General features: G+C 41.6%; 24 protein-coding genes. 14 read left to right on the top strand and 10 right to left on the bottom strand.

Going from position 1 to position 26149, the window contains the following annotated elements; all coding sequences use genetic code 11:
* Positions 1–25 precede the first annotated feature (25 nt).
* From rpsO to F3J02_RS14555, 4 genes are all read left to right on the top strand, one after another.
* Positions 26–295, top strand: a complete 270-nt coding sequence (gene rpsO, locus F3J02_RS14540) for a 30S ribosomal protein S15 (protein WP_004656162.1) — start codon at positions 26–28, stop codon at positions 293–295.
* A gap of 255 nt (positions 296–550) precedes the next feature.
* Complete coding sequence (gene pnp, locus F3J02_RS14545) at positions 551–2638, top strand: polyribonucleotide nucleotidyltransferase (protein ID WP_171526146.1); 2088 nt, start codon at positions 551–553, stop codon at positions 2636–2638.
* Positions 2639–2897: 259 nt separating this feature from the next.
* Positions 2898–4220, top strand: coding sequence for a dicarboxylate/amino acid:cation symporter (locus F3J02_RS14550; protein WP_167250386.1), 1323 nt, complete (start codon positions 2898–2900; stop codon positions 4218–4220).
* A gap of 142 nt (positions 4221–4362) precedes the next feature.
* Complete coding sequence (locus tag F3J02_RS14555; protein ID WP_167250388.1) at positions 4363–5586, top strand: magnesium transporter CorA family protein; 1224 nt, start codon at positions 4363–4365, stop codon at positions 5584–5586.
* Between the two features lie 353 nt (positions 5587–5939).
* Here the strand turns inward: F3J02_RS14555 and F3J02_RS14560 are convergent, their stop codons facing one another.
* Both F3J02_RS14560 and F3J02_RS14565 read right to left on the bottom strand, forming a co-directional pair.
* Entirely contained in the window at positions 5940–6266 is a 327-nt protein-coding gene (locus tag F3J02_RS14560; RefSeq protein ID WP_004802375.1) for a chaperone modulator CbpM, read from the bottom strand.
* A gap of 11 nt (positions 6267–6277) precedes the next feature.
* Positions 6278–7225: a DnaJ C-terminal domain-containing protein gene (locus F3J02_RS14565; RefSeq protein ID WP_167250390.1), complete on the bottom strand. Its 948-nt coding sequence runs from the start codon at positions 7223–7225 to the stop codon at positions 6278–6280.
* A gap of 262 nt (positions 7226–7487) precedes the next feature.
* Here F3J02_RS14565 and F3J02_RS14570 point away from each other — a divergent pair, with 262 nt between their 5' ends.
* Positions 7488–7934 carry an SRPBCC domain-containing protein gene (locus tag F3J02_RS14570; protein ID WP_167250392.1) on the top strand — a complete coding sequence of 149 codons (447 nt, stop codon included), beginning with the start codon at positions 7488–7490 and terminating at the stop codon, positions 7932–7934.
* A 10-nt stretch (positions 7935–7944) separates the two neighbouring features.
* Here the strand turns inward: F3J02_RS14570 and F3J02_RS14575 are convergent, their stop codons facing one another.
* The 4 genes from F3J02_RS14575 to F3J02_RS14590 all read right to left on the bottom strand — a co-directional run bounded on the left by F3J02_RS14575 (position 7945) and on the right by F3J02_RS14590 (position 13820).
* Entirely contained in the window at positions 7945–8553 is a 609-nt protein-coding gene (locus tag F3J02_RS14575; protein WP_167250394.1) for a LysE family translocator, read from the bottom strand.
* A 118-nt stretch (positions 8554–8671) separates the two neighbouring features.
* Positions 8672–9547: an Hsp33 family molecular chaperone HslO gene (gene hslO, locus F3J02_RS14580; protein ID WP_167250396.1), complete on the bottom strand. Its 876-nt coding sequence runs from the start codon at positions 9545–9547 to the stop codon at positions 8672–8674.
* Positions 9548–9665: 118 nt separating this feature from the next.
* Positions 9666–11486 carry a cation:proton antiporter gene (locus tag F3J02_RS14585; RefSeq protein ID WP_167250398.1) on the bottom strand — a complete coding sequence of 607 codons (1821 nt, stop codon included), beginning with the start codon at positions 11484–11486 and terminating at the stop codon, positions 9666–9668.
* 108 nt (positions 11487–11594) lie between these two features.
* Positions 11595–13820, bottom strand: coding sequence for a primosomal protein N' (locus F3J02_RS14590; protein WP_416224653.1), 2226 nt, complete (start codon positions 13818–13820; stop codon positions 11595–11597).
* 161 nt (positions 13821–13981) lie between these two features.
* Here F3J02_RS14590 and gspF point away from each other — a divergent pair, with 161 nt between their 5' ends.
* The 3 genes from gspF (at position 13982) to F3J02_RS14605 (ending at position 16385) form a co-directional block, all read left to right on the top strand.
* Positions 13982–15187 carry a type II secretion system inner membrane protein GspF gene (gene gspF, locus F3J02_RS14595; RefSeq protein WP_167250400.1) on the top strand — a complete coding sequence of 402 codons (1206 nt, stop codon included), beginning with the start codon at positions 13982–13984 and terminating at the stop codon, positions 15185–15187.
* A gap of 17 nt (positions 15188–15204) precedes the next feature.
* On the top strand, positions 15205–15780 hold the full coding sequence (gene gspG / locus F3J02_RS14600) for a type II secretion system major pseudopilin GspG (protein WP_323127327.1): 576 nt from the start codon (positions 15205–15207) through the stop codon (positions 15778–15780).
* Between the two features lie 260 nt (positions 15781–16040).
* The gene (locus F3J02_RS14605; RefSeq protein ID WP_167250404.1) at positions 16041–16385 is read left to right on the top strand and encodes a hypothetical protein; all 345 of its coding nucleotides are present in this window, start codon (positions 16041–16043) and stop codon (positions 16383–16385) included.
* Between the two features lie 58 nt (positions 16386–16443).
* Here the strand turns inward: F3J02_RS14605 and F3J02_RS14610 are convergent, their stop codons facing one another.
* Positions 16444–16707, bottom strand: a complete 264-nt coding sequence (locus F3J02_RS14610) for a DUF2798 domain-containing protein (RefSeq protein WP_167250406.1) — start codon at positions 16705–16707, stop codon at positions 16444–16446.
* A gap of 244 nt (positions 16708–16951) precedes the next feature.
* Between F3J02_RS14610 and F3J02_RS14615 the strand changes: the two genes are divergently transcribed.
* Positions 16952–17290 carry a tRNA-binding protein gene (locus F3J02_RS14615; RefSeq protein ID WP_167250408.1) on the top strand — a complete coding sequence of 113 codons (339 nt, stop codon included), beginning with the start codon at positions 16952–16954 and terminating at the stop codon, positions 17288–17290.
* Position 17291: 1 nt separating this feature from the next.
* Here F3J02_RS14615 and lnt read toward each other — a convergent pair whose 3' ends face one another.
* Together lnt and F3J02_RS14625 are read right to left on the bottom strand one after the other, a co-directional pair.
* A complete protein-coding gene (gene lnt / locus F3J02_RS14620; protein WP_167250410.1) occupies positions 17292–18851 on the bottom strand; it encodes an apolipoprotein N-acyltransferase in 1560 nt (519 codons plus the stop codon).
* On the bottom strand, positions 18848–19687 hold the full coding sequence (locus F3J02_RS14625; protein ID WP_004802396.1) for an HlyC/CorC family transporter: 840 nt from the start codon (positions 19685–19687) through the stop codon (positions 18848–18850). The genes lnt and F3J02_RS14625 overlap by 4 nt, the downstream gene beginning before the upstream one ends.
* Positions 19688–19862: 175 nt before the next feature.
* Here F3J02_RS14625 and tusA point away from each other — a divergent pair, with 175 nt between their 5' ends.
* Entirely contained in the window at positions 19863–20120 is a 258-nt protein-coding gene (gene tusA / locus F3J02_RS14630) for a sulfurtransferase TusA (RefSeq protein WP_167250412.1), read from the top strand.
* A 71-nt stretch (positions 20121–20191) separates the two neighbouring features.
* On the opposite strand, the gene F3J02_RS14635 is transcribed toward tusA, so the two are convergent.
* The gene (locus F3J02_RS14635) at positions 20192–21904 is read right to left on the bottom strand and encodes an electron transfer flavoprotein-ubiquinone oxidoreductase (protein ID WP_005192081.1); all 1713 of its coding nucleotides are present in this window, start codon (positions 21902–21904) and stop codon (positions 20192–20194) included.
* 186 nt (positions 21905–22090) lie between these two features.
* Here F3J02_RS14635 and F3J02_RS14640 point away from each other — a divergent pair, with 186 nt between their 5' ends.
* From F3J02_RS14640 to hemH, 4 genes are all read left to right on the top strand, one after another.
* A complete protein-coding gene (locus tag F3J02_RS14640; RefSeq protein WP_167250414.1) occupies positions 22091–22714 on the top strand; it encodes a DUF1285 domain-containing protein in 624 nt (207 codons plus the stop codon).
* A gap of 41 nt (positions 22715–22755) precedes the next feature.
* The gene (murI, locus tag F3J02_RS14645) at positions 22756–23643 is read left to right on the top strand and encodes a glutamate racemase (protein ID WP_167250416.1); all 888 of its coding nucleotides are present in this window, start codon (positions 22756–22758) and stop codon (positions 23641–23643) included.
* Positions 23644–23738: 95 nt separating this feature from the next.
* A complete protein-coding gene (locus F3J02_RS14650; RefSeq protein ID WP_167250418.1) occupies positions 23739–24767 on the top strand; it encodes a DUF4062 domain-containing protein in 1029 nt (342 codons plus the stop codon).
* A gap of 336 nt (positions 24768–25103) precedes the next feature.
* The gene (gene hemH, locus F3J02_RS14655; protein WP_167250420.1) at positions 25104–26120 is read left to right on the top strand and encodes a ferrochelatase; all 1017 of its coding nucleotides are present in this window, start codon (positions 25104–25106) and stop codon (positions 26118–26120) included.
* Positions 26121–26149 lie beyond the last annotated feature (29 nt).

Raw genomic sequence — 26149 nt, forward strand, 5'->3', positions numbered from 1 at the left:
TTTGTAAGCATCTCGGAGAAATCGAATGGCTTTAACTAACACTGATCGCGCAGAGATCATCGCTAAATTTGCTCGTGCTGAAAACGACACTGGTTCACCTGAAGTACAAGTTGCTTTATTGACTGCTCAAATCAATGATTTGCAAGGTCACTTTAAAGAACACAAACACGACCATCACAGCCGTCGTGGTTTGATTCGTATGGTTAACCAACGTCGTAAATTACTTGACTACTTAAACGGTAAAGATCACGGTCGTTATGTTGCTTTGATCGGCGCATTAGGTTTACGTCGTTAATTCGATTTTACTTTGTTTTCGCTATTTCGCATGTTGCTATGCTTTATCGCTGAAAAGAGAGTTTCATCTAATTTATCTTAGATGACTTTAGAAGGGGCGCTTGTTCGCTCCTTCTTTGTGTTTAAATTTATTTAAAATTTTGATCTAGTGCGATGGCTTCTAAGCTTTGTCATTTATCTACACAGCAGTTGTAGTCTGAATGCCAAACCTTAGGGGTCTCACTAGAATAAAACTAGGAAAATATAATACATGTCAATGTTTAATATCGTTCGTAAAGAATTCCAATTTGGTCAATACCAAGTTGTTTTAGAAACGGGTCGTGTTGCACGTCAAGCAAATACAGTTTTAGTTACCATGGGTGGCGTGACTGTGCTCGTTGCAGTTGTGGCTCAGCCGAAAGCAAAAGCGGGTCAAGATTTTTTCCCGTTAACTGTTAACTATCAAGAAAAACAATATGCAGCTGGTCGTATCCCTGGTGGTTACGGTAAGCGCGAAGGTCGTGCGTCAGAAGCTGAAACTTTAATCTCACGTCTAATTGACCGTCCAATCCGTCCATTGTTCCCAGAAGGTTATTTCAACGAAATCCAAGTTACAGCAACTGTTGTTTCTTCTGATAAAACTATGGATGCCGATATTGCTGCAATGCTAGGTACTTCAGCTGCATTGTCGATTGCTGGTACACCATTCCGTGGCCCAATTGGTGGTGCACGTGTTGGTTTAATCAACGGTGAATACGTACTTAACCCAAACTTTGAACAACTTGCACAATCTGATCTTGACCTTGTGGTTGCAGGTACAGAGTCTGCTGTGCTTATGGTTGAATCTGAAGCGAAAGAACTTTCAGAAGACCAAATGTTGGGTGCAGTTCTTTTCGGTCATGACGAAATGCAAATTGCAATTCAAGCAATTAAAGAGTTTGCTGCAGCTGCGGGTGCAGTTGAATCGACTTGGGTTGCTCCAAGCAAAAACGAAGCACTTCTTGAGCAATTGAAAACTGCTTTTGAAGCGAAAATTTCTGAAGCGTATACGATTGCAGTTAAACAAGATCGTTATGCAGCACTTGATGCACTTTATGCAGAAGCCGTTGCACAGTTTGTTCCTGAAAATGACGAAACTGGTATTGCTGATGAAGTAAACGAATTATTTGAAGACCTTAAGTACCGTACCGTACGTGACAACATTTTGTCAGGTAAGCCACGTATTGATGGTCGTGATACCAAAACTGTTCGCGGTATCGACGTTCAGGTTGGTGTATTAGGCCGTGCGCACGGTTCTGCATTATTCACACGTGGTGAAACTCAGGCCTTAGTTACAACGACTTTGGGTAATACACGTGATGCGTTGATGGTTGATACGCTTTCGGGTACCAAAACTGACAACTTTATGTTGCACTACAACTTCCCTGCATATTCTGTAGGTGAAACTGGTCGTGAATCAGGTCCTAAGCGTCGTGAAATCGGTCATGGTCGTTTAGCGCGCCGTGGTGTTCAAGCAGTTCTTCCTGCTGCTGACCGCTTCCCGTACGTAATCCGTATTGTGTCTGATATTACTGAATCTAACGGTTCATCTTCTATGGCTTCTGTATGTGGCGCTTCATTGTCACTTATGGATGCAGGTGTACCATTGAAAGCACCAGTTGCGGGTATCGCAATGGGCTTAGTAAAAGAAGGTGAGCGTTTCGCAGTTCTTTCTGACATCTTGGGTGATGAAGATCACTTAGGTGATATGGACTTTAAAGTAGCAGGTTCTGCAAACGGTATTACTGCACTTCAAATGGACATCAAGATCGAAGGGATTACTGAAGAGATCATGGAAGTTGCATTAAACCAAGCATTTGCTGGCCGTATGCACATCTTAAATGAAATGAACAAAGTCATTTCTCGTGCTCGTTCAGAAATCAATGCACATGCGCCAACGTTTGAAGTGATCAACATCAACCCAGACAAGATCCGTGATGTAATTGGTAAGGGTGGTGCAACGATCCGTGCAATTACAGAAGAAACTAAAGCTGCGATTGATATCGAAGATAACGGTACTGTACGTGTATTTGGTGAAACTAAAGCCGCTGCAAAAGCTGCGATTGCGAAAATCCAAGCACTTACTGCAGAAGTTGAACCAGGTACAATCTACGCAGGTAAAGTGATTCGTATCGTTGAATTCGGTGCATTCGTCAATATCATGCCAGGTACTGATGGTTTACTTCACATTTCACAAATCTCAAATGAGCGTATTGCGAATGTGACTGACGTATTAAAAGAAGGTCAGGACGTTAAAGTACAAGTTGCTGATGTCGACAACCGTGGTCGTATCAAGTTGACAATGAAAGACATTGAACAGGCTTAATGCTAGCAAGCATTTGCTTAAAAAAAGCGCATTGTTTTAACAATGCGCTTTTTTATTAAGTGAATGATTGTTAAAGATATAAAAAACAGAAACTATAAGCATAAAATTTATTTATATTAGACATTAGTCTAAGGCTTTAATTGTGCGTGCTGCAATTAACGTAGAATTCCCCAAATTTCCGTGCCTGCCTGTGTTTATGTGGTTTTAAATAGACAGTCGGAAGTCTATTTGTTCATCTCAATATGAAGGAATATCGCACATGCTTGTCGATCATGTCGCCACAGGTCAAGATGACCAACAGCCTCCCAAGAAACCAAAGTTTTATCAGATTCTCTATGTGCAAGTGATCTTCGCGATTGTCGCGGGGATATTGTTAGGTCATTTCTTCCCAGAATTGGGTGAAAGCTTAAAGCCACTAGGCGAAGCGTTCATTAAATTAGTTAAAATGATTATTGCTCCTGTAATTTTCCTGACTGTTGTGACGGGGATTGCAGGCATGAAAAACCTCGGCAGCGTTGGTCGAGTGACAGGGAAGGCGATGATCTACTTCCTGACGTTTTCAACCTTGGCGTTGATTGTCGGTCTGATCGTCGGAAACGTGATTGAGCCTGGTCATGGTTTGAATATTGATCCAAGTACCTTGCACAGTACCAAAGTTGATGAATACGCAGCAAAAGCGCACGAGTCGACGATTACGGGCTTCTTGATGAATATTATTCCAGATACATTGGTCAGTCCATTTGTATCAGGTCAAATTCTTCAAGTCCTCTTTGTTGCGGTGTTGTTTGGTTTGGCTTTGGCAAAATCAGGTGATTTAGGTCGTCCAGTCACTGATTTTCTACAGCAGCTCACCACGCCAGTATTTACCTTGGTCGGCATGTTGATGAAGTTTGCGCCAATTGGTGCATTCGGTGCAATGGCATTTACCATTGGTGCTTATGGCATTAGTTCAATCGGTAATTTGATGTTATTGATTGCAACCTTCTACATTACCGCTTTACTGTTCGTGATTATCATTTTGGGTGCAGTGGCACGCTATAATGGTTTCTCGATTATTGATCTGATTCGTTATATTAAAGACGAACTTTGGTTGGTGCTCGGAACGAGTTCATCTGAAGCGGCATTACCGTCATTGATGGCGAAGATGGAAAAAGCAGGCTGTGAAAAGTCGGTTGTTGGTTTAGTCATCCCAACAGGTTATTCATTTAACCTTGATGGTACTAATATCTACATGACATTGGCGGCATTGTTTATCGCTCAGGCTTGTAATATTGAATTAACTCTTACTCAGCAAATCACGATTCTATTGGTGGCCATGCTGAGTTCTAAAGGTGCTGCAGGGATTACAGGTGCAGGCTTTATTACCTTGGCTGCAACACTGTCGGTTGTTCCTGCAATTCCAGTCGCGGGTATGGCACTGATCCTTGGTATTGACCGTTTCATGTCAGAATGCCGTGCATTGACTAACTTGGTCGGCAATGCTTGTGCAACAATCGTTGTGGCAAAATGGGATAATGCTTTGGACAAAGAACAACTTGATCAAGCCCTTAAATATGGTGTGGTTGAGAAGAAAGAAGTGTAATCTTCCTGAGATTAGAAAAAGCCTCCATGCTTCGCGCATGTGGGGCTTTTTTATTGGATATCGTTTTTACTCAGTAATAGCCGTAGCTTTTTATTTGGCTTCGTGGCAGCATTTCTTTAGCGATCGTAACTCTTATTGTCTTATGCAACTTTATTATTTTTATCGTCATAACAGTGAAAATACAGTTTTTATTAGTGCGGAACAACAAACAGAACATACGCTTGAGTTTTTATGGGTGGATAGCTTAAGACAAGATTTAGTCAATCATACTGAGTCTTGGCAGAAGAATATTTATGAATATACAGGGCTGGTATTGAATGAATTCCATCTGCGAGATTTACTCAATATCGAGCATCCTTGTGCATTTGATACGGTGGAGGAATATGACCTGCTGGTGTTCCGCAAACTGATTAGCCCAGACGACCAGATTTTGGCAAACGATAATGCTTCAGAATCACATGAAAGTGTTTTTGGTTTAGCGACCACACCGATGAGTTTTATCTTAACGCCAACCGTCTTGGTGAGTGTGAGAGAGCAGGGCAATCAGGCAGTAGAAAGCTATATTCAACGTATTCAAACGATTATGGCGCGACCGATTGCCGAGCAGAATAAACCACGTAAGTTAGCCAGTACACCTGCGGATTTATGCTTGCGTTTACTGAATAGCATGATTGATGGCTATCTGAATTTACGCACGCCCTTAACTCGCCGTGTCGAATATTGGCAACAGCAACTCTTACAGGGCAATCGTCGTTTTAAGCAGTGGCATCAATTGTTTCACGAAGATATGGCTTTCCAGCAAATTGAAAATCTCTGTGAAGAGCAGATCGAGACTCTACAAGAGTTTAGAGATGAACTGGTCGATAATTATCATCATGTTGTGGGTGAGCATAAGCATAAAGCACAAGATATTTTACTGGTGCGTCTGAATGATTTAATGAGCCATGTCGAGCGTGTACAAAAGCATACCTTGCGCTTAAGAAATGCCATTCAATCAGCTATCGATTTACACTTCTCTGCGATTGCCAATCAAACCAATGAGAACATGCGTATCTTGGCAATCATTACCGCGATATTTGCACCACTGACGTTGCTAACAGGTGTGTATGGTATGAACTTTGAGTTTATTCCAGGGCTGAAATCCCCTGTTGGTTTCTGGATCATGTTGGGCGTGATGCTGATGAGCACACTATTCTTGCTATATTACTTCTATCGACAACATTTGGTTGGACGAGGTGAGCGTAGTGTGATTGATTTGTTGGCCCAGCAGCATCGGCAGCGTAATTTTAATCTGCTTTGGTTTTTGGACTATGAGCCGATTAAGCAAACGCTGAAAGAAGTCGAGAAAATGACCAAGCTGAAATAACAGATTTCGTTCAAATATCTCATTGTTAAAAAGTAATTTTTAGCGGAGTCATACTGAGTTCTCATCTATTCTCTGGATTAACTACTTCGTATTGCACTTCACCAAAGCTTTAATCGCTTTGGTTCGTTCAGGCTCGCCTTACTTTGGTTTCGCCCAAAGTAAGCAAAGGCATCGTCATCCACATGAGGAGCGACTAAAGCTCAGCAAGGTTCACTTTTGATACCATACTCACAGCATAGCTGTTCGTCTTGCGCTTCAGACAAAGCAGTGCTTTGTTTATCTTCGCTCAGGTTGTGGATGACCCTCTCGAGTATCAGGTTTTATCTAGTTGTTCGTTAAATTAAGACTATTGGTTAATGAAAATGTTTGAGTTGTTTGCGAAGTTGTTGCACTTCATCAATTAAGTCCAACATCACAGCCACAGCCGATAGGCTTGCATCAAAGTCGCGTTGCAAGCGATAGGCACGTCTGGCTCGACTGACATCTTCACCAATAAACTGATAGCTTTGAGGTTCTACAGAAATTTGCAAAATATCATAATCAATCAGTTTTAATACCCAGTCGGTGCTTTGACCACATGCCTCGGCAAAGTGTTCAAGATCAAGAGCCAATTGTTCATCAATGATTTCAACTTGGCTGTGACCGTCATATTGAATTTCTTTGTATTGAATGGTTGTCATGATCTTACTCCTTATGAGGCGCGAGGTCGGAATGAAGCAAATGCATCGGCAAATTGTTGATAAGCTTGCTGATCTTGCTCATTGTGCACTGGCGGTAAAACAATATTAATGATTAGGTACAAATGTCCTGCAGTTTTGTTTGGAATTCCTTTGTCTTTTAAACGTAGTTGTTGCCCATTTTTTGCATTTTTGGGTAAATTTACTTTGAGCTGTCCAGCAGGGGTGCTGAGTTCGATACTTTGCCCTATACCTGCTTCCCAAGGGCTGACATCAATCGTTTGATAGACATCAGCACCTTCAACACGAATTCGATCAGTGTCTTTATATTGAATCTCGATATACAGATCACCATTTTCACCGCCGTTAACACCAGTTTGACCTTGACCATTGAGGCGGATTTGTTGACCTTCTTTCATGCCTTTTGGAATTTTAACTTCCAAGGTTTTACGTTGTACCTCAGGTTCACCATAGACGTTATAAGTTGGGATCTGTAAGGTAATTTGTTGGGTTGAGCCGTGATAGGCAATATCTACGTCAACTTGAATACTGGCGTGTTGATCTTCACCACGATAACTACGTTGCTGGCGCTGTGAACGTTGTTGTCCACCACCAAAGCCTGAACCAAAGCGACCAAATAAATCTTCAAAGCCACTAAAGTCGGCACCTTCACCTGAGCTTTGACGATAGAACTGTGAGCCATCAAAACCACCACTATGGTTACCTTGACCAGTATGAGAAAAGCCTTGAGGATGATCCAGCATTTGGTCATATTCTGCTTTCTTGGTGCTATCACTTAGGGTGTCATAGGCAACATTGATGGCCTGCATTTTAGTTTCTGCATCGGCTTCTTTGCTAATGTCAGGATGGTATTTACGCGCCAGTTTTCGATAGGCTTTTTTGATTTCATCTGCTGAGGCATCTCTTGAAACACCTAGCTCTTCATAATAATTTTTTGCCATGATCTGTAATAAAGATAATTATGTGTTTATTTCATTATGAAACGAATCCAAGAGATTTCAATGGATTCGATTGTATAAGACTTGTTTTTACGTACGGAGATTGATTGCACAAATGTCGCAATAAAATTGAAATTAATGAATGCTAAGTTCTAATACAATTTTGGTTTTTTAAGTATTGATCTGATGAGGTGCATAATGAGTAGTTATTGTATTGCTCACATATCTATCAATACGTGTATGTTCATACATAAGTGGAAAAATAATGAAAAAAGAAATAGATACAGAGATATTGATTCATGCTTCAGCCAAGGAAATCTGGAATGTTCTCATGGATTTTGACCGTTATCCTGAGTGGAACCCATTTATCATTCGAATAGAAGGTCATAAAGAACTGGGTGGTGAACTGAAAATTGTGCTGCAAAGCGCTGGTGAAAGTACTATGAACTTCGTGCCTCTAGTTGTTGAGAATAAACAAGCCGAAAAATTTGCATGGCATGGCACATTACTTTTCAAGCAGCTTTTTAATGGTATTCATTGTTTTGAACTCATTGAAGTTGCAGAGAAAAAAACCTTGTTCAAGCATAGTGAGATATTTAATGGCTTTCTCGTGAGGTTTTTGGGCAAAGAACTGAAGAAAACTGAGCAAAACTTCCACTTGATGAATGAAAGTTTAAGGCAACGTGTCGAAAGTGAGTTCCCCAATTCTTGATTTGCGCGGTTTAGAAAGTATCAATCAGACCATAGACTGCAATTAATACCAACAAGATACCACACAGTCCCAAAATCTTCGGATAGATACTGCTTTGAGAGAGGCGGCGGAAGAATAAATACACCAAAGACAGGGTCAGGAAATCCAAGATAATCCATGTGATTGTAAGTAAGCTTAAACTGAAGTTGATGTTCGGTGAGATATGAATGAACTGTGGGAAAAAAGCCGAAAAGAAAATAATGTCTTTCGGATTTGAAATCCCGACAAGAAAACCTTTTTTAAAGCCACCGCTTTGAGCCGATACTGTTTGAATGGCGGTTGGATGGGGAGCTTGAAGCACTTCTTTAATGATGCTGTAACCCAGATAGGCGATATACAGGCAGCCCAATACCCGAATGGCTTTTAGGTAATTCTCATCAATAGTGAGAAAGCCTTTTAATATTAATACTGAAATAAAAATCAGAATTAAAGACGCAAAATTGGTTCCAAAAATGGTTTGTAATGCTTTTTTATAGCCGCCTTTTAGGCCTGCACTGGCCACCAAAATCATCACAGGACCAGGGGTTGCAATCAGCACCACCACACTAATGATAAACAGCAAATATTCGAAGTAATTCATATGGCAAAGTTAGGGTCTATGTTATTGGGAGATTTGAACATTGTTTTATCGCATAGACCTTAATACAAAATAAAAAAAGACGGAAGCCCGTCTTTTTTATTTTTTAACATTTAGTCAATTAACTTAAATGTTCACCGAACAAACCTAAAGCTTCTTCTGCAGTAAATTCATAACGTGTATTACAGAATTGGCAGTCCATCTGGATTGGGTTTTGTGCTTCTAAAGTTTCATGTACTGCGTCAACACCGATTTGAATCAATGCGTTGGCGCAACGTTCTTTAGAGCAAGTACAGCCGAACTTTAACTGCTCAACCTCAGGCAAACGCACCTCTTCTTCGTTATACAAACGGTAGAGGATTTCATTTGCAGGCAGATCGGTGAGCTCTTCTGGTTTTAGAGTTTCAGTGAGCATGGTTAAACGTGGCCATAGATCTTCATCTACAAGCTTCTGTTCTTCTTCATCATTACGAGGAAGAAGTTGAATCAATAGACCACCCGAACGTTGCTTATTAGTTGCCAATACAATATGCGTTGGAATCTGTGCAGACAGATCATAATATTGTGTTAAGCAACCTGCTAAAGTAGGTTGCTCAAGTGGTACGATCCCTTGATAGCGTTCGCCGTGCTCAGGTTCAATATTGATGAATAATACTGGATTGGTAAGCGCAGCAAGCACGGTGCGACTGTCTGTTCCTTCGACAAAGCGAGGATCTTCTTCATAATCTGCCAAGGCACGAACTTCACCTAAATGGTTGCATTCAGCCATGGCCCATTTGAATGTGCCTGTAGCTTGAATCTGTAAACTAATACGGCCACGAATCTTCAATGTGCTGGCAAGTAAGGCAGTTGCACTTAACATTTCACCCAAGAGACTTTGTACCGCAGGCATATATTCACGTTGCGCCAAAATAGTTTGTAGTGCTTCTTCCAAATGAACTACTTCACCGCGAACAGGACAGTCTTCGATAAAAAAGCGTTGGCGTAAATCAGACATATTTTTCTCCAGTACCCCCTAAGGGGAAACAAAGCAATAGATTGCTTTGAAAAGCACTTTGGGCTTTATAAAAAGGTGCATGGTTATGCAGTCAATAATGGTGTCAGTTTGCCAAAACTCAAGATGTTTCATTGAGTGAATTTGCATCACTTTGTGTGTTTTGATTATTGCTCGCACGATCGACAGCTAAAGTTTTTGTATTTGCAAATAAATACTCAAGTTCTGCAATCGCACTTGGATAGTTCTCAAGGACATCTTGTTGATCATATGCCCAATGTTGTTGGGTCAAAAGCTTTTCATCTTCTTGCTTAAATCGTTCAATTTGAATATGCGCATCTTCAACTGACAAACCCGTTTCAATCAATGCTTGTTGTGCCATATTCAAGGATGAGGCATAGGTTTCACGCCAAATATATTCAACCCCTAAACCATTGAGTAGATGGGCATGATGGCGATCACGTGCTCGTACAAACAAGGTCAAATCTGGATAATTCAAACGCAGATGTCGGGTCAGATTCATACTGTCTTCTACATCATCAATTGCAATCATCAGTAATTTGCAATATTCGATGCCAGCAGCACGTAAGTTTTCGACTTGGGTAACATCAGCATCAATAAAATGATGCCCATATTGCTCAATAAAGTCAGCATCTGGTTGATTGCTGTCAATCGCACTAAAGTGTTTGCCTTGGGCATGTAATGCCCGTGCAAGGACTTGTCCAAAGCGACCAAATCCGATGATGAGAATTGGATGTTGTGGGACATCGGTAGAAGCTACAGTGATTTTACTTTTCTGTAGCATAGGCAAAATTTTTAAATCAAATAGCCAGTAGAGCAAAGGGGTGAGCAGCATCGAACCCAATATAATCAGGAATGACGGTTCTAATAACTCTTTGCTGAGTAAATTTTCACTTTCTGCCAGCTTGAGTAAAATAAAACTGAGTTCACCACTTTGAGCCAATGTGATTGCAAACAGGGTACTGAGCTTGGCATGGCGTTGTTGGTAATAGCTGATCGCTGTAACAACAGCAGCCTTGATCACAACTAAACCAAAGATTGATGCGATGATTAATAATGGTGTTTGGATAAGGGGTTGCAGTGAAAGACCCAAGCCAATGGCCAGAAAAAATACACCTGTTGTTGCATCTTTAAATGGTTCAAGAATACGCTCAACTTCACTTTTAAATTCTGTCTCTGCGAGTAATAAGCCCCCCAGAAATGCACCAATTAGAATATGGATATTTAAAATATCCATAATTAAGATGACCGTAAGTAGCACCAATAAACTGAGCACAGGAATGAGATGGATACTATTTTTCTGTGCTAAGAAACGAAATGCTGGACGAACTAAATAACGGCTGGCTAAAAATAGCCCTGAAAACGTCGCTATAATTGCTGCAAAATAGGCTATACCGTGCCGTGTAGAAGTCGTGTCTTCGAGTAATGGGAATAACACAATTAAGATGACGGCAACAAAGGCTTGAAACTGTAAGGTGGCTAAAGTTGCTTGTCCTAGTTTGCTGTTGAGTTGCTGTTTTTGTTGTAAAAGTTGCTGCGGTAAGATCACAGCGGAAAGCGCTAAAGCAAATCCGAGAATCAGACTGGTTAGCACATCATTCAACAGTAAAAAACATATGACAATCAGAAGAGCTGTGATGATACTAAGTTGTAATCCGCTGTTTTTTAAAATGCCTCTACGCTCGAGCCAAAGTTGTTGTGGTCGAAAAGCAAAACCGACAAAGAACATGACAGCAATCATACCAAAATGTAGCAATTGCTCGATCAGTTGAGGATCTTCGATCAAGCCAGAAACACTGGAGCCAAGTAACAGCCCTGCAATGAGGTAACCCAAAACAGTGGTGGAGGCATAGCGTTTTGCCAATGGAGCAAAAATTAAAGTTGCAGCCAGTAATAAAATAATCGGTAGCAGTAAAGACATTGAATGCCTCAAATTTTTCTATTTTATCTAGACTAACTCAAATGAGTCGTCTGTAAAAATATGATATTGGATAACGTTCGATAACTTGAATAAGCTCAGATTCAGCTTTTAACTAAACTCTTGCGGATCAACATCAATCGAGAGTCTCAGTAGATGCTGGCGAGGTAAGTGTACGACGTGTTGCCACCACTGGCGTAAATAAAAATGCAGTTTTGCTCGATCACTAGACAAAATCACCATATGTGCACGATATCGGCCTGCTTTACGTTCCATCGGTGCGGGAATCGGTCCCCAAATATCGACGATCTCGCCCGCCATTGCTCTCAGTTGTTGGGCAATATCTGCTAAGAATTGTTGGCTATAGTCACGATCTTTAGATTCAACCCGAACCAATACTGCATAACGATAGGGGGGTAACATTGCGATTTTGCGATCAGCCAGCATTTGCTTGGCGACAGTACGATAGTCATGCTCAATCAGGGTGGTTAACATCGGGTGATCAGGGCGCAGACTTTGTAAATAGACACTGCCTTTATGCTCACCGCGACCAGCACGGCCAGCCACCTGTACAATCAGTTGTGCGGTTCGCTCAGGCGCACGTGGGTCGACACTGAGTAGTCCTGCATCAATATCTAAAATCGCGACGAGTGTCACATGCGGGAAATGATGTCCTTTGGCCAGCATCTGTGTACCCAACAAAATACTTGGCTTATTTTGCTGAATACGATCATAAATTTTCTGCCAGCTACCCACTCGGCTGGTACTGTCACGATCGACCCGAATAACTTCATTGTGAGGGAATAGTTCTTGTAAGTGTTCTTCAAGTTTTGCTGTGCCTGCACCAATCGTTTTTAAGCTTTGTTTTTGGCATGCGGGGCAATGATCTGGAAGACGATTGATTGTGCCGCAATGATGACAATGTAAATAATGATAAGGTTGAGAGTGCAAGGTAAAATGCGCATCACAATGCGGGCAGTTGGCTTGCCAGCCACAGCTTTCACACATCAGAATCGGTGCATAACCACGTCGATTCAAAAAGATCAGCACTTGTTCTTTACGTTCTAAAGTATGCTTGATCTGTTCAATAAGGGTTTGGCTTAGACCATGCTTCTTTTTTGCAATCTTTAAGTCCACCACATACATCTTCGGTAGTACCGCTACGCCTGCGCGTTGATTCAATTCAAGCAAATGTAATTTGCCCGATTCTACCAAGTGATAACTGTCGATGCTGGGTGTGGCAGAGCCGAGGATGACAGGGCAGTTTTGCAAATGACCACGATATAAAGCGACATCGCGGGTGTGATAACGGAAACCTTCTTGCTGCTTAAAGGAAAGATCATGTTCCTCATCCAAGATGATTAAACCAAGCTGAGGAAGTGGGGTATAAATTGCGGAACGTGTGCCAATAATAATGGAAGCTTTGCCTGTTTGCGCATGTTGCCAAGCTTGTAGGCGTTTCGAGTCATTTAAGCCCGAATGCAGTAAGGCAACATCACAATGAAAACGTGACTTAAAACGAGCCACCGTTTGTGGAGTTAGACCAATTTCAGGGACCAGCACCAAGACCTGCTTGCCTTGTTTTAATACTTCATGCATGACTTGCAAATAGACTTCAGTTTTACCACTACCAGTCAAACCATCAAGTAAGAATGCTTGATAGTGATGTTGTGCTTTAAGGATCTGTTGAATGGCTTTTTTCTGATCCTCATTGGGAGTTAATGGTACTTGAGCCAGTTGCACAGGCGTTGGTGTGAAATCATGGGGTTCCAGACAGCACTCAACCAAGCCCTTCTTTTCCAGTGCTTTCAGGGTTGAAGTTTCTACACCACTCAGGTTTAAAACATTTTCAGTGGCGCCGTGTGGATGAAGTTTTAAAACTTGATAAGCATCATATTGCTTCTGAGATCGTTTTAATAAAGAGGCTGGGTCTTGATGCGGTGTGATTTTCCATAAATGAAACAGGATATCTAAGGCACGCCCTTGTCTTAATAAGGTAGGTAGGGCACTTTGCATTACCTCGCCAATCGGGAATTGATAATATTGTGCTGACCATGTCAACAAAGTTAAAACTTGTTGGTCTAGAATTGTTTCCTGATCGAGTAATTCTGTGATGGCCTTAAGTTTGAATTGTCCTGTAAATACTTCGTTAGGATCAACTTTCTCTGTAATGATCCCAACAAGATTCTGCCGACCAAAAGAAATCGCGACACGTGCACCGATTTGAGCTTGGGCGTACTGTTCAGCACTGACCGTATAGTCAAACGTGTCGTATACATAAACGGGTATTGCAACTCGAATACGGTACAAAATAGCGTTAGAATTTTCGGTAGGCATATAGGCTTCATTCATGGGTAAAATGGCATGACTGCATGTCATGGAATTATGCTAAAGTGCGAAGTGTTATGTCGATGAATTTCTTGTGAAACTCTCAGGTTTCATTTCAAACACGGATGCAACTGTAACAACAACTATTTTGGGACAATTAGAACAGAACCATGCCTGCTTATCAATTTACTGCGCTTGATGCCTCTGGAAAGCAACATAAAGGTGTGCTGGAAGGGGATTCTGCACGCCAAATTCGTCAACAGTTACGCGATAAAGCATGGACACCCATTGCGGTCGATGCAGTTGAGCAAAAAGACAAACAGCAACAACGCTCATGGTTTAAAAAAAGCTTTAGTGCCTATGATTTGGCATTAATGACCCGACAGCTTTCTGTGCTAGTTGCAGCAGGTATTCCATTGGAAGAAGCCTTGCGCGCAGTGAGTAAGCAAAGTGAGAAGAGCCATGTGCAAAACCTATTAATCGCTGTACGGTCTAAGGTCTTGGAAGGACATTCACTGGCAAAAAGTATGCAGCAATCGGGGCGATTTCCTGAGTTGTATATTGCCACCGTTGCTGCAGGCGAGCGCTCAGGTCATCTTGATTTAATCTTAGATCAGTTGTCGGACTACACCGAAAATCGTTTTGCCATGCAGAAGAAAGTACAGGGTGCGATGATCTATCCGATAGTACTGATGCTGATGTCTTTCGGGATCGTGATGGGTTTGATGACCTATGTCGTACCTGAAATCGTCAAGACCTTTGAACAAAGCAAAGAAGCCTTGCCTTGGATTACGGTTGCCTTGATGAAAGCCAGTGCTTTTATTCGACATACTTGGCTGGGTATGCTCATTTTAGCCTTTATTGCCATTATCCTATTTACCCGTTTTTTAAGAACCACGGCAGGGCATTATGCATTTGACCGCTTAACGCTCAGATTGCCACTATTTGGTAAACTTTCGCGTGGTATAAATGCGGCACGTTTTGCTAGTACCTTGTCGATTTTGACCCGTTCTGGTGTGCCTTTGGTTGAAGCATTGCGTATTGGTGCCGAAGTCAGTAATAACTGGGTGATTCGTGATGCGATTGAAGTGGCGATGGAGCGTGTAACAGAAGGTGGTAATTTGGCAACACAATTGGAGCGTTGCGGTTATTTCCCACCAATGATGGTACAAATGATTCGAAGTGGTGAAGCGTCGGGTGAGTTGGATCGCATGTTAGATCGTGCATCGACCATGCAAGATCGTGAGGTGACTACCTTTATTTCCACTTTACTGGCGTTACTCGAACCCTTGATGCTGATTTTTATGGCAGCAATTGTATTGGTGATTGTGATTGCGGTAATGTTGCCAATTATTAATATGAACAATATGATCTAATGAGTGACATGTAAGAGATGAATATGAATAATTCAATGGATAAACAAAATGTTGAACGTAGCTTGAATGCTTCTCCTGTTGCGGAATCTTGCAACTCAGAGTCCGAGTATAATCTTAATCCTGCCACTCGAAGCATAGCTTCTCGTCTTGCGACCCGACCGAGCGTTGCTCGGTTTAATCGGGTCTCAGGATTTACACTCATTGAGGTGATGGTTGTTATTGTAATTTTAGGCGTTCTTGCTGCACTGATCGTTCCAAACGTGATGGGCCGTGGTGAAAAAGCCAAAGTGGATACCACCAGTATTACCTTAAAAGGTGTCGCGGGTGCTTTAGATCAATATAAATTAGATAATGGTCGTTATCCATCGATGCAAGATGGTGGTTTAGATGCGTTGGTGAATCAGCCCGCGTCTGCGAAAAATTGGTTACCGGGTGGTTATGTCAAAGGCGGCTATCCAAAAGACAGTTGGGAAAATGATTTACAGTATGTGATCCCAGGTCGTGAAGGTCGGGCTTTTGATTTATATTCGTTTGGTGCGGATGGTAAAGAAGGTGGCGAAGGCAACGATGCTGATATTTATTATCAACCATAATACTTGAATAAAATATCACTTCACTTTTGGATTAAATAAATAGAGAGTGAAGTGATAATGTTTCTTAATTAGAAATAATAAACTAACTGTTTGAAAAATATAAAATGAATAAAATGTTGAATATGTGAGAGTTATAATAAGAATTATTCCCATATTTAATAGTTACAAGAAAAACAAATTATGCAGAAAAATAGGCTATTTCTTGAGGCAAAAGCTTTGCATAATAAATTCAAGCCATTGAAATAAGATGTGGAGATCAGATGAAAGCATTTTTTGTATTGGATGAACTGAATCAGTTTCATTGGGCAATGCTTAAATCTGTATTGCTCATCTTAAGCCTATTGCCTTTTAGTGAAGGGGCTTTAAGCTTGTGGCAAGCTGCGGAAGGAAGCAGTCAAATCATGATTGGTTTTTTTGCATTGAGTATGTTGAGTGCATGGTTTGTATTGTGTTTTCTAAGTGCCTTAAAAACCAGTGTCTGGGATAATCATGAGCTAATCTCTAAATATGAGCAGCTTTTATTTAAAGCCTATCGATATGTTCCGATGCTATTTTTATCTAGTCTCGTGGCTTATTTATCGGTGCAATTGTCGATTAATTTCTAAGTTAAGTATTTTGACTAAAAAACGTAGACCAAGATCTACGTTTTTTTATGGTCTTAATTTAAGCAGGGCGAACCAAGAGCATTGTCATTTTACGCACGATAGGTAATACCAAGAGCAGCACAGGAAATGCGATTAGCCAAGAAATTCCCCATGCTGACATCCATGTTGCAAAAGAAAATTGTTCAAAGCCCATACTTCTCAGCGTACTAATACAAGACACGATAAAAGTCATAATAATGGACAAGAAGAAGGGTAAAACAATGGATGCGTAACGATTTGGAATTTTTTGAAAATTAAAAGTAGAAGATTTTGAACTCTGCATTTTTTACTCCGTAAACCAACAAACGCCAGTGCCTTATCAAAGATAAAAATATCTTGATGAAATAGCTCCAAGCCTTGTTGGAGATATGTTGGCACGTTGATTGACGTAAACGTTTACGGCTTTATGATCAGCAAAATTAATTTAGCATGAAGTTGCTCAATTGAAAATAAAAATAAGCGTATTTATTGAATTGGGTAGATTCGCTATGCTGAAACTGGGCTTAAAAGAGAGAAAAGGAAAAAGCATGCAACAGATCGAGTGGAATGATTTTACCAAGGTAGAATTACGTGTGGGCAGAATCATTCAGGCAGAAGTGTTTCAACAAGCGCGAAAACCCGCTTATATTTTGCAGGTAGATTTTGGTGAAGAACTTGGGATCAGAAAATCCAGTGCACAAATCACCAAGTTATATCAGCCTGAGAATTTGATTGGAAAATTGGTGGTTGCTGTCGTGAATTTTCCGAAAAAGCAGATTGGGCCGATTCAGTCAGAATGTTTGGTGACGGGCTTTCATAATGCGGAAGGGGATGTTGCGCTTTGTGTCCCAGAGTTTGATGTTCCTCTGGGCACAAAGTTACTGTAATTTATCGACGGGATTTGAAGCTAATATCAACTTTACGTGGACGATAGATCCAGCCTACGATCAATAAAAGCAATGAGAAAATCAAGATCGGGTAATCACTTAAACGATTGTAGAGTGTTTGCCCTTGCATGGCAGGTAATTCGCCACGTAACACGGCTTCTTGATCTATTGGTGCTTGTTTAACGATATGACCATGCTGATCAATAAATGCGGTCACACCTGTATTGGTGGCACGAATAAACCAACGACCATTTTCTTTGGCTCGCATCTGTACCATTTGCAGATGTTGCCAAGGTCCAGCCGTCCCCGTGAACCATGCATCATTTGACACCGTAATTAAGAAGTCACTATTAGAGGCATTACGACGGGTTAGGTTGGGATAGGCCACTTCATAACAAATAGCAGCAGCAAGCGCATGTCCTTTCACAGTGAGCGGTTTTTGATTGGCTTCACCACGTGAAAAGCCACTCATGCTGACATCGTTCTGCATCGCAGGCAGTACCCATTTCAACAGGCCTGACAATGGAATATATTCGCCAAACGGTACTAAACGTTGTTTCTTATACAAGCCAAAGGAATCGCTACCCGATGCCATAATGCTGTTGTAATACAACGGTTCACCCACTTGCTGCGATTTAGCTAGGTCCCAATAAGGAATACCTGTGACCCAAGCGCTATCGGTTTTCTTCGCCTGCGCCGCCATTGCATCCAAAAATTCTTGAATATCGGTCTGGAACATTGGAATCGATGATTCAGGCCAAACGATCAGATCTCGGCCCCATTCTGCACGTGTCAGGGTGGCATAGATTTCTAAAGTTTTAATCTGATATTCAGTCAACCATTTCAGGTCTTGCGGAATATTCCCTTGAATCAGTGAAACACTCAGCGGCTTCGCTGCTTTAGGCTGTACAAATTGAATAAATCCAGCACCCCAAGCACCTAATACCAAGAGTGCTGAAGGAATCGCCCAAAACCAGCGACGATTTAAAATTTCGACCAATGCACAAGCCAATACAATGACGACGAAAGAAACAGCATAGACACCGAATAACGGAGCATAGCCATCAAGTAGGCGTTCAGTGAAGGCATAACCTGCAAACAACCATGGGAAACCAGTAAAGACCCAAGTTTTGGCCCACTCAAATAATACCCAAAGTGGGGCGAAGGTTAACGGTGTTTCTGGGAAGAAGCGACGATACAACCAAGTTTGAAACGCCGTAAATAAGCCCATTGCGGCTGCCATAAAGACAATCATCAAAATGCTTAGAAAGGCATTGGTATCGCCATAGGTATGGATTGAGGTATACAGCCAGAACGCGCCGACAAACCATAAACCAAAACCATAAGCCCAACCGAGCGCAAAGGCTTGGCGTGGGCTACGTTGACGTAATACCGCATACAATAGCGCAGGCGATAGAATCGCAAGCCACCAAAAGTAATATGGGGCTAAAGCCAAACTAAAGATTGCACCTGAAATCAGTGCAATCAATAGGGGAAAAATAAAAGGAAGCTGCGTTTGGGTTTGAGATGGATTTAACAGCTTCTCAAAATAGGTTCTCATTGACGGACAGCTCGAATCAGATGGATAGTGCGTGCATCTGCTTCAATAATGGTAAATTGCCAATCGCCAAGCTCAATGGTTTGACCTTGTAAATCGCTCACTAAACCAATCTCTTGCAGCAGTAAACCGCCCATAGTTTCAACTTCATCGTCAGAAAAATCTGCATCTAAAATAGTGTTGAAGTGTTCGATTGGTGTAAGTGCTTGCACAATCCAGGTATTGGCTGTGGTCGGATCATTGTCAGGAACAATATACAGGGCTTCTTCATCTGCAATATCGTGCTCATCTTCAATTTCACCCACAATCTCTTCAAGAATGTCTTCGAGGGTAACCAAACCTGAGGTTGAGCCATATTCATCAATCACGATGGCAATATGGGTCTGGGTATTTTTTAACATGCGTAGTACTTGGTCTGAACGTGCACTTTCAGGTACGAAGACGGGCTGACGCATCAATGAACGAATATCGACTTTGACATTGCGCTCGGTTAAAAATGGCAAAAGATCTTTCGCTAATAAGATACCAACGACATTATCCGTTTGATCCGCAGAGAATACTGGGAAGCGCGAATGTGCTGAATCAATCAGTACATGCAGAATATCAAGTAATTGATCATCTTCCTGTAAGCTGATAATGGCTGTACGCGGCGTCATGACTTCTCGAATCTTGGTTGCTGGCAGATCGAGAACACCCTCAAGCATAGCAACAGTATCTGGCTCTAAAAAGCGACGTGAGTCTTGAACTAACTTGAGTAATTCATCGCGGGTTTCAGGTGCGGTACCTAACCATTTTCTTAAGCCACGCATACCCCACGATGGACTGGATTCCTCGACCATGATCTTTCCTAAAGACTCTCTATATCAATTAGATGATTTTCATCATACCGAAGATAAAGCGGATATGCATCAATAAAACTATGTAAAAAACGTACAGTTTTTCAAAAAGCTGCTGATGATTTTCATATCAGTAGTTTATGCTAAAATGTGAAAATTCGAATATTTGAGTTTTATGATGTCTGAACAACCAAAACTTGCTGCTGTTCAAATCAATACGCGAGGTTTACGTTGCCCTGAACCAGTAATGATGTTGCATCAAGCCATTCGCAAAGCCAAGTCGGGCGATATTGTCGAAGTCTTGGCTACAGATCCGTCAACATCATGGGATATTCCAAAATTCTGTATGCATCTTGGGCATGAGTTGTTGCTCAAAGAAGAAAGCCAAGATGAAAACAGCAATACGGAATATCGTTATTTGGTGCAGAAGGGTTAAGTGCCGTTTCAGCCAAATAAAACGAAAGCATAAAAAATCCGAGTCTAAACTCGGATTTTTTTTATTTTGAATTACATGTTCGGGTAGTTCGGACCACCACCGCCTTCAGGCGTTACCCAAGTAATGTTTTGTGATGGGTCTTTGATATCACACGTCTTACAGTGTACACAGTTAGCAGCATTGATCTGGAAGCGTTTAGAACCATCATCATTTTCCATGATTTCATAAACACCAGCAGGGCAGTAGCGTTGAGCTGGCTCATCCCATTTTGGTAGGTTTACATCTACTGGAATAGATGGATCAGTCAACTTCAAATGGGCTGGCTGATTTTCTTCATGTACGGTATTTGATACGAATACAGAAGATAAACGGTCAAAGGTCAACTTACCATCTGGTTTTGGATAGTTTGGTTTAAACGTTGAAGCATCTACAGTTTTAAGCACTGCAAAGTCTTGTTTAAGATCGTGCAAAGTGAATGGCACTTTAAAGATGTTTTGATCGATAAAGTTAAATGCACCACCAATCCATTGACCGAACTTATGCATCGCTGGACCAAAGTTACGTGAGCTATATAACTCTTCTTTTAACCAAGAATTGTTATATTTATCAGTGTAAGCAGTTAATTCTTTATCGAAGTGATCTTCGCCTTCAAGCACACGAGCAATCGCAAGATCACCACCTTTGGCAACACCCGCAGCAATCGCTTCAAATACTGCCTCACCACACAACATGCCTGATTTCATTGCAGTGTGTGAGCCTTTGATTTTTGAGAAGTTCAAGAAACCAGCATCATCACCAATCAAGCAACCGCCTGGGAAGGTAAGCTTAGGTAAAGCATTGAAGCCACCTTTCACAACAGCACGTGCGCCATAAGAAATACGTTTGCCGCCTTCAAGGAATTGCTTGATGGTTGGGTGCGTTTTCCAACGTTGCATTTCCATGAATGGGTACATGTGTGGATTTTCATAAGATAAATCTACGATCATGCCCATGGTAACTTGATTGTTCTCTGCGTGATATAACCACCAACCACCAGTAGAGCCTGTTTCAGACAGAGGCCAACCAGCGCCATGCATCACTAAACCTGGTTTGTGTTTTGCAGGGTCGATTTCCCAAAGTTCTTTGATCCCGATACCGTAATGTTGCGGATCAGCATCTTTATCTAGATTGTATTTGGCAATCAGGCGCTTACCAAGGTGGCCGCGGCAACCTTCAGCAAATAATGTATATTTTGCATGCAGCTCATAGCCAGGCGTGAAGTTATGAGTTGGCTCACCATTTTTGCCAATACCCATATCACCTGTTTGGATGCCTTTTACTGTACCGTCTTCATGATAAAGTACTTCAGCAGCAGCAAAACCAGGGAAAATTGAAACTTCAAGTTCTTCCGCTTTTTGACCTAACCAACGAACAACGTTACCAAGAGAAACGACATAGTTTCCATCGTTGTGCATTGATTTCGGCACCATCCAATGCGGCATTTTTTGTGCTTTGCTATCAGACAGTAAGAAATATGTTTCGTCGCCCGTTACAGGGACATTCAGTGGCGCACCTTCTTCTTTCCAGTTTGGAAATAATTCGTTCATGGCACGTGGTTCAAGTACAGCACCAGAAAGGATATGCGCACCTACTTCAGAGCCTTTTTCAACAACACATACAGAAAGATCAGGCAGGTTGTTTTCAATTGCTAATTGACGAATTTTAATCGCAGCAGATAAACCCGAAGGTCCTGCGCCAACGATCACTACGTCAAACTCCATCGCTTCACGTTCGATGTGTTCCATGTAGGACTCCTCATATTTTTAAGGGTGGCAACCGTAATATTGCGATTCGGTGCTGCCATGAGTGTTCTGAATTGCCGAACACAAATGATAGTATGTGCTCGCAAACGTTTGGGCTAGTATAGTTTTAAACCTTGGTCTCGCCAATTGGCTGAGCGGTCATATTTTCTCGTCATCAAGGCATAAACTATGATAAATGAAAATGATTCTCCACAAAACCCTTTAGAAAATCAGGGAAAAATCATGTTTTCTGATGATAAAAACTTAATCGACATTGCACAATACATAAAAGATGTACAGCAAAGTCACAAAAGGTCAATTCCACCTTTAGAGCAATGGCATCCAAAGCATTGTGGCAAAATGGATCTGCGCGTAAAAGCCAATGGAGAATGGTGGCACGAAGGTCAATTGGTTAAACGCCAAGCCCTTTTAGACCTATTCACCAAGGTACTTTGGAAAGAAGATGGCAAATTCTATCTGAAAACGCCTGTTGAGCAAATTGAAATCGAGGTTGAAGATGAACCATTACTGATCAATCAGGTCGATCAGGTTGAGATTGAAGGCAAGCGTTATTTGCAGCTCACCACTAGCAATCAGGATGTAATCATTGTCGATGAGGCACATCCGATTTTTATGCGTGAATATGCTGGTGAATTACGTCCTTATGTGCATGTCCGTTTTGGGATTAATGCTTTGATTCAGCGTCAGAGTTTTTATCATCTTGTGAACTACGGCAGTTTGTCTGAAAACGCGCAAGGTGAGACTGTTTTAACACTAAAAAGTGGCGATTTGGTCTTGCATTTGAGCACCTGAGGTTTAAGCTTAAAAGAGTAAATAAACTAATGCCCGTGTGTATGACAGCCGTTCAATCAATGCCTCATTTACTTAATCCAATGCCCCATGCATCTGCTGATGCACCGATAGGCGTTTTTGATTCAGGGGTAGGTGGATTATCGGTCGCGCAAGAGATTGCACGACATTTACCCAATGAGCGTATTCTTTACTATGCGGATACTGCACATGTGCCTTATGGCGCACGTTCAGATCAGGAAATCCGTCAACTCACGGCTCAAGCGATTGAATGGCTATATCGTCAAGGCTGTAAAATTGCAGTGGTTGCATGTAATACCGCTTCAGCATTTAGCTTAGATTATTTGCGTGACCATTATGGCGAGCGATTTCCAATCGTAGGCTTAGTTCCTGCTTTAAAGCCTGCTGTGATTCAGACGCAGTCCAAGGTTGTGGCTGTACTGGCAACACCTGCAACTTTTCGTGGACAGTTGATTAAAGATGTGATGGCAAATTTTGCGCAACCTGCTGGGGTTAAAGTATTGACAGTGACCAATCTGGAGTTAGTGCCTTTTGTCGAGTTAGGACAACAGATGACTCAGGCTTGTCTAGATGTGTTGCGAAAGATTCTACGACCTGCAGTGGAGCAGGGTGCTGATTTTTTAGTGCTGGGCTGTACCCATTATCCATTCTTAAAAGAAGCGATTCGTCAGGTTTTTGATGAAAAGTTAAAATTAATTGATTCTGGACAAGCAGTTGCGCGACAAACCGCGTATATTTTAATTAAAAATGGGTTATTATGTGACAAATTGCGTCATAATATTACACGTATTGAATGTTATGTCAGTGGTAACAATGCTGTAGCGCTACAACCGGTTCTTCAGCACCTTATACCAGAACAATTAACATGGAAGATTCAAAATCTGGACGATTTGGGTGTTTCTGATACTTAAATTGAGCCAATTTTATATATTTTATTGGGGTTAGCTGTTAATAAAAATCAAGATGCATACTTGATGTTATTGATAAATGAATTGGGGCTTCGCCTATGCAAGATACTCGTTATCAAGTCTTTATTTCTACCTCTGGCAATGAAATGCAACCAGAGCGAGCGGTTTTGGCACAAACTTTAGTGGGCATGGGATTCCTGTCTTGGGGCTTGGAGCAACGAACGCCCTTAAGTACATCGATTGCACGTCGTCAAATTGATGATTGTGATTATGTGGTGATTTTATTGGGTAGCCAGTATGGCGAACAGTCGGTTTCAGGTGTGGGCTATATGCATCTGGAATACATTTATGCCATGACTAAACAGAAGCCAGTCATTGTATTTATGCATGAAGATCCTGAGTCACGTGATGCCAAATTACATGATCATAAAGCTGAACTAAAAGAAAAATTTAAAGAGTTCAGAAAGCAGTTGCAACATGAAGTCGATCAAGTTTTTTGTTATCGCACATTAAGAGATTTAGAGTTGGCAGTACGTTCCAGTATGCCGCAGATGTTAGAGCGTTATCCTGTAGTCGGTTGGGTACGTCCACAAAATACACAGGTGTTACGTGATGAAATTGATGCATTACGTGCCAAAGTAAAGCAGCTAGAAACAGAATTGGGCAACCGTGAAGCAGACCCGCTGACCAATGTACCCAAAGTTTCAATGCATGAACTTTATTCATTTGAATACCGTATGCATGCTTATCAAGATGGTAACTTCAAAGAAGTGAAACCACATCGTAAAATGACTTGGGCACAATTGCTGAATGTATTGGGTTCGGCTTTTGTGATTCCGACGCCAGAAGAATACTTCTCTAAACGCATGAATGAATATTTAAATGAAACGGGTTTGGATGATGCGCGTAAGGAAATGCCAAGAGCGCATGCCGTATCGCGTGCACAGGTGAATATTCGTGCTTTGCATGAGATCAAATTGCAGATGCGCCAAAATGAATGGATTATGCCAACGGGACGCGATGATCGTCAGCGTATGCTGTGGCAACTGACGGCAAAAGGGCAGAAATTGCTAGAAAGTAATGTACTTGATAGTAATCGGGTTTTTCAGTTTAAGACCATGCACTAGGGGCTGCTGATGTTTCAGCCATGTCTTGCGTTATCGACTAAAACCACACAGACAAGGCATGAAACGTAGGCAATGGCGATCCCCTTGTCAAGTTTCATAACGAAGTTTGGGGCAGTTTTAGTCATAACCCTGTGGGACAGGGATATTTTTGCCGCTACTGCGTTATGCCTTATTCATTTATAATTCTAAATTTCATAATCCATGCCTTGTACCGTCTACAAATATCCTCTGTCGCAAGCATCTGTGAAATATCAACAGACCCTAAATCCAATTTAAAAAAAAGCGCTAAAACTGCTAAAGTAATTGAATGAATTCAATGAAAAGCGGATGCGGTCTATGTTAGCGACACAAAAACCTAAAGTGACGGTGGTTCTGGCAAATTTAGGGACGCCTGATGAAGCCACTGTGCCAGCGGTTCGACGCTTTCTGAAGCAATTTTTATCAGATACCCGTGTGATCGAGATTCCCAAACTGCTTTGGTGGATTATCCTGCAATTGTTTGTGTTGACCTTTCGTCCAAAACGTGTGGCTGAAGCTTATGCTTCGGTTTGGTCAAAAGATTCGCCAATGCGTGAAATCGTATTGGAACAAACACTGCTGATTAAGCAGCGTCTACAAGAAGAAAATCATCAGTTTGATCTTAGCGTTGTCCCTGCTATGACCTATGGTCAACCCAGTATTTATGAAGTACTTGATGAACTGGCGCAAACACCACAAGAGCATGTCATTTTATTACCACTGTTCCCACAATATTCTGCGACCTCAACTGCGCCTTTATATGATGCCTTTGCTAAATGGATTCCACAGCAGCGTCATTTGCCTGGCATTACCCTGATTAAGGATTATTATCAGCATCCGATGTTCATTCAAGCCTTGGTAGATAGCGTATTAAACTATCAATTGCAGCATGGGAAACCCGAAAAATTACTGATGTCATTCCACGGTATTCCTCAGCCTTATGCAGATAAAGGTGATCCCTATGCGGATCGTTGTCGAATGACTGCACGTCTGGTTGCAGATGCGCTACATTTACAAGAGCATGAATGGGCGATTAGCTTCCAGTCAAGATTTGGTAAGCAAGAGTGGGTCAAACCATATACTGATCAGCTATTGCAACAATGGGGCGAGCAAAAAGTACAGTCGGTACAGGTGATTAGTCCTGCATTTTCAGCAGATTGTCTGGAAACACTGGAAGAATTAGCAATGCAAAATAAAGAGATTTTCCAGCATGCCGGTGGTGGAGACTATGTCTATATTCCTGCCTTGAATGCAGATCAGGCGCATATAGATTTGCTTGCCAGTCTGGTTCAGGCTAATCTTGACGCACTCACTCATACCTTAGCCCATCGTTGAATCGACGCTTTATTTCGCCAGAGGTTTCT

Origin of the sequence: Acinetobacter sp. Tr-809 (assembly GCF_011753255.1) — a bacterium.
In the GTDB taxonomy this organism is placed as follows: domain Bacteria; phylum Pseudomonadota; class Gammaproteobacteria; order Pseudomonadales; family Moraxellaceae; genus Acinetobacter.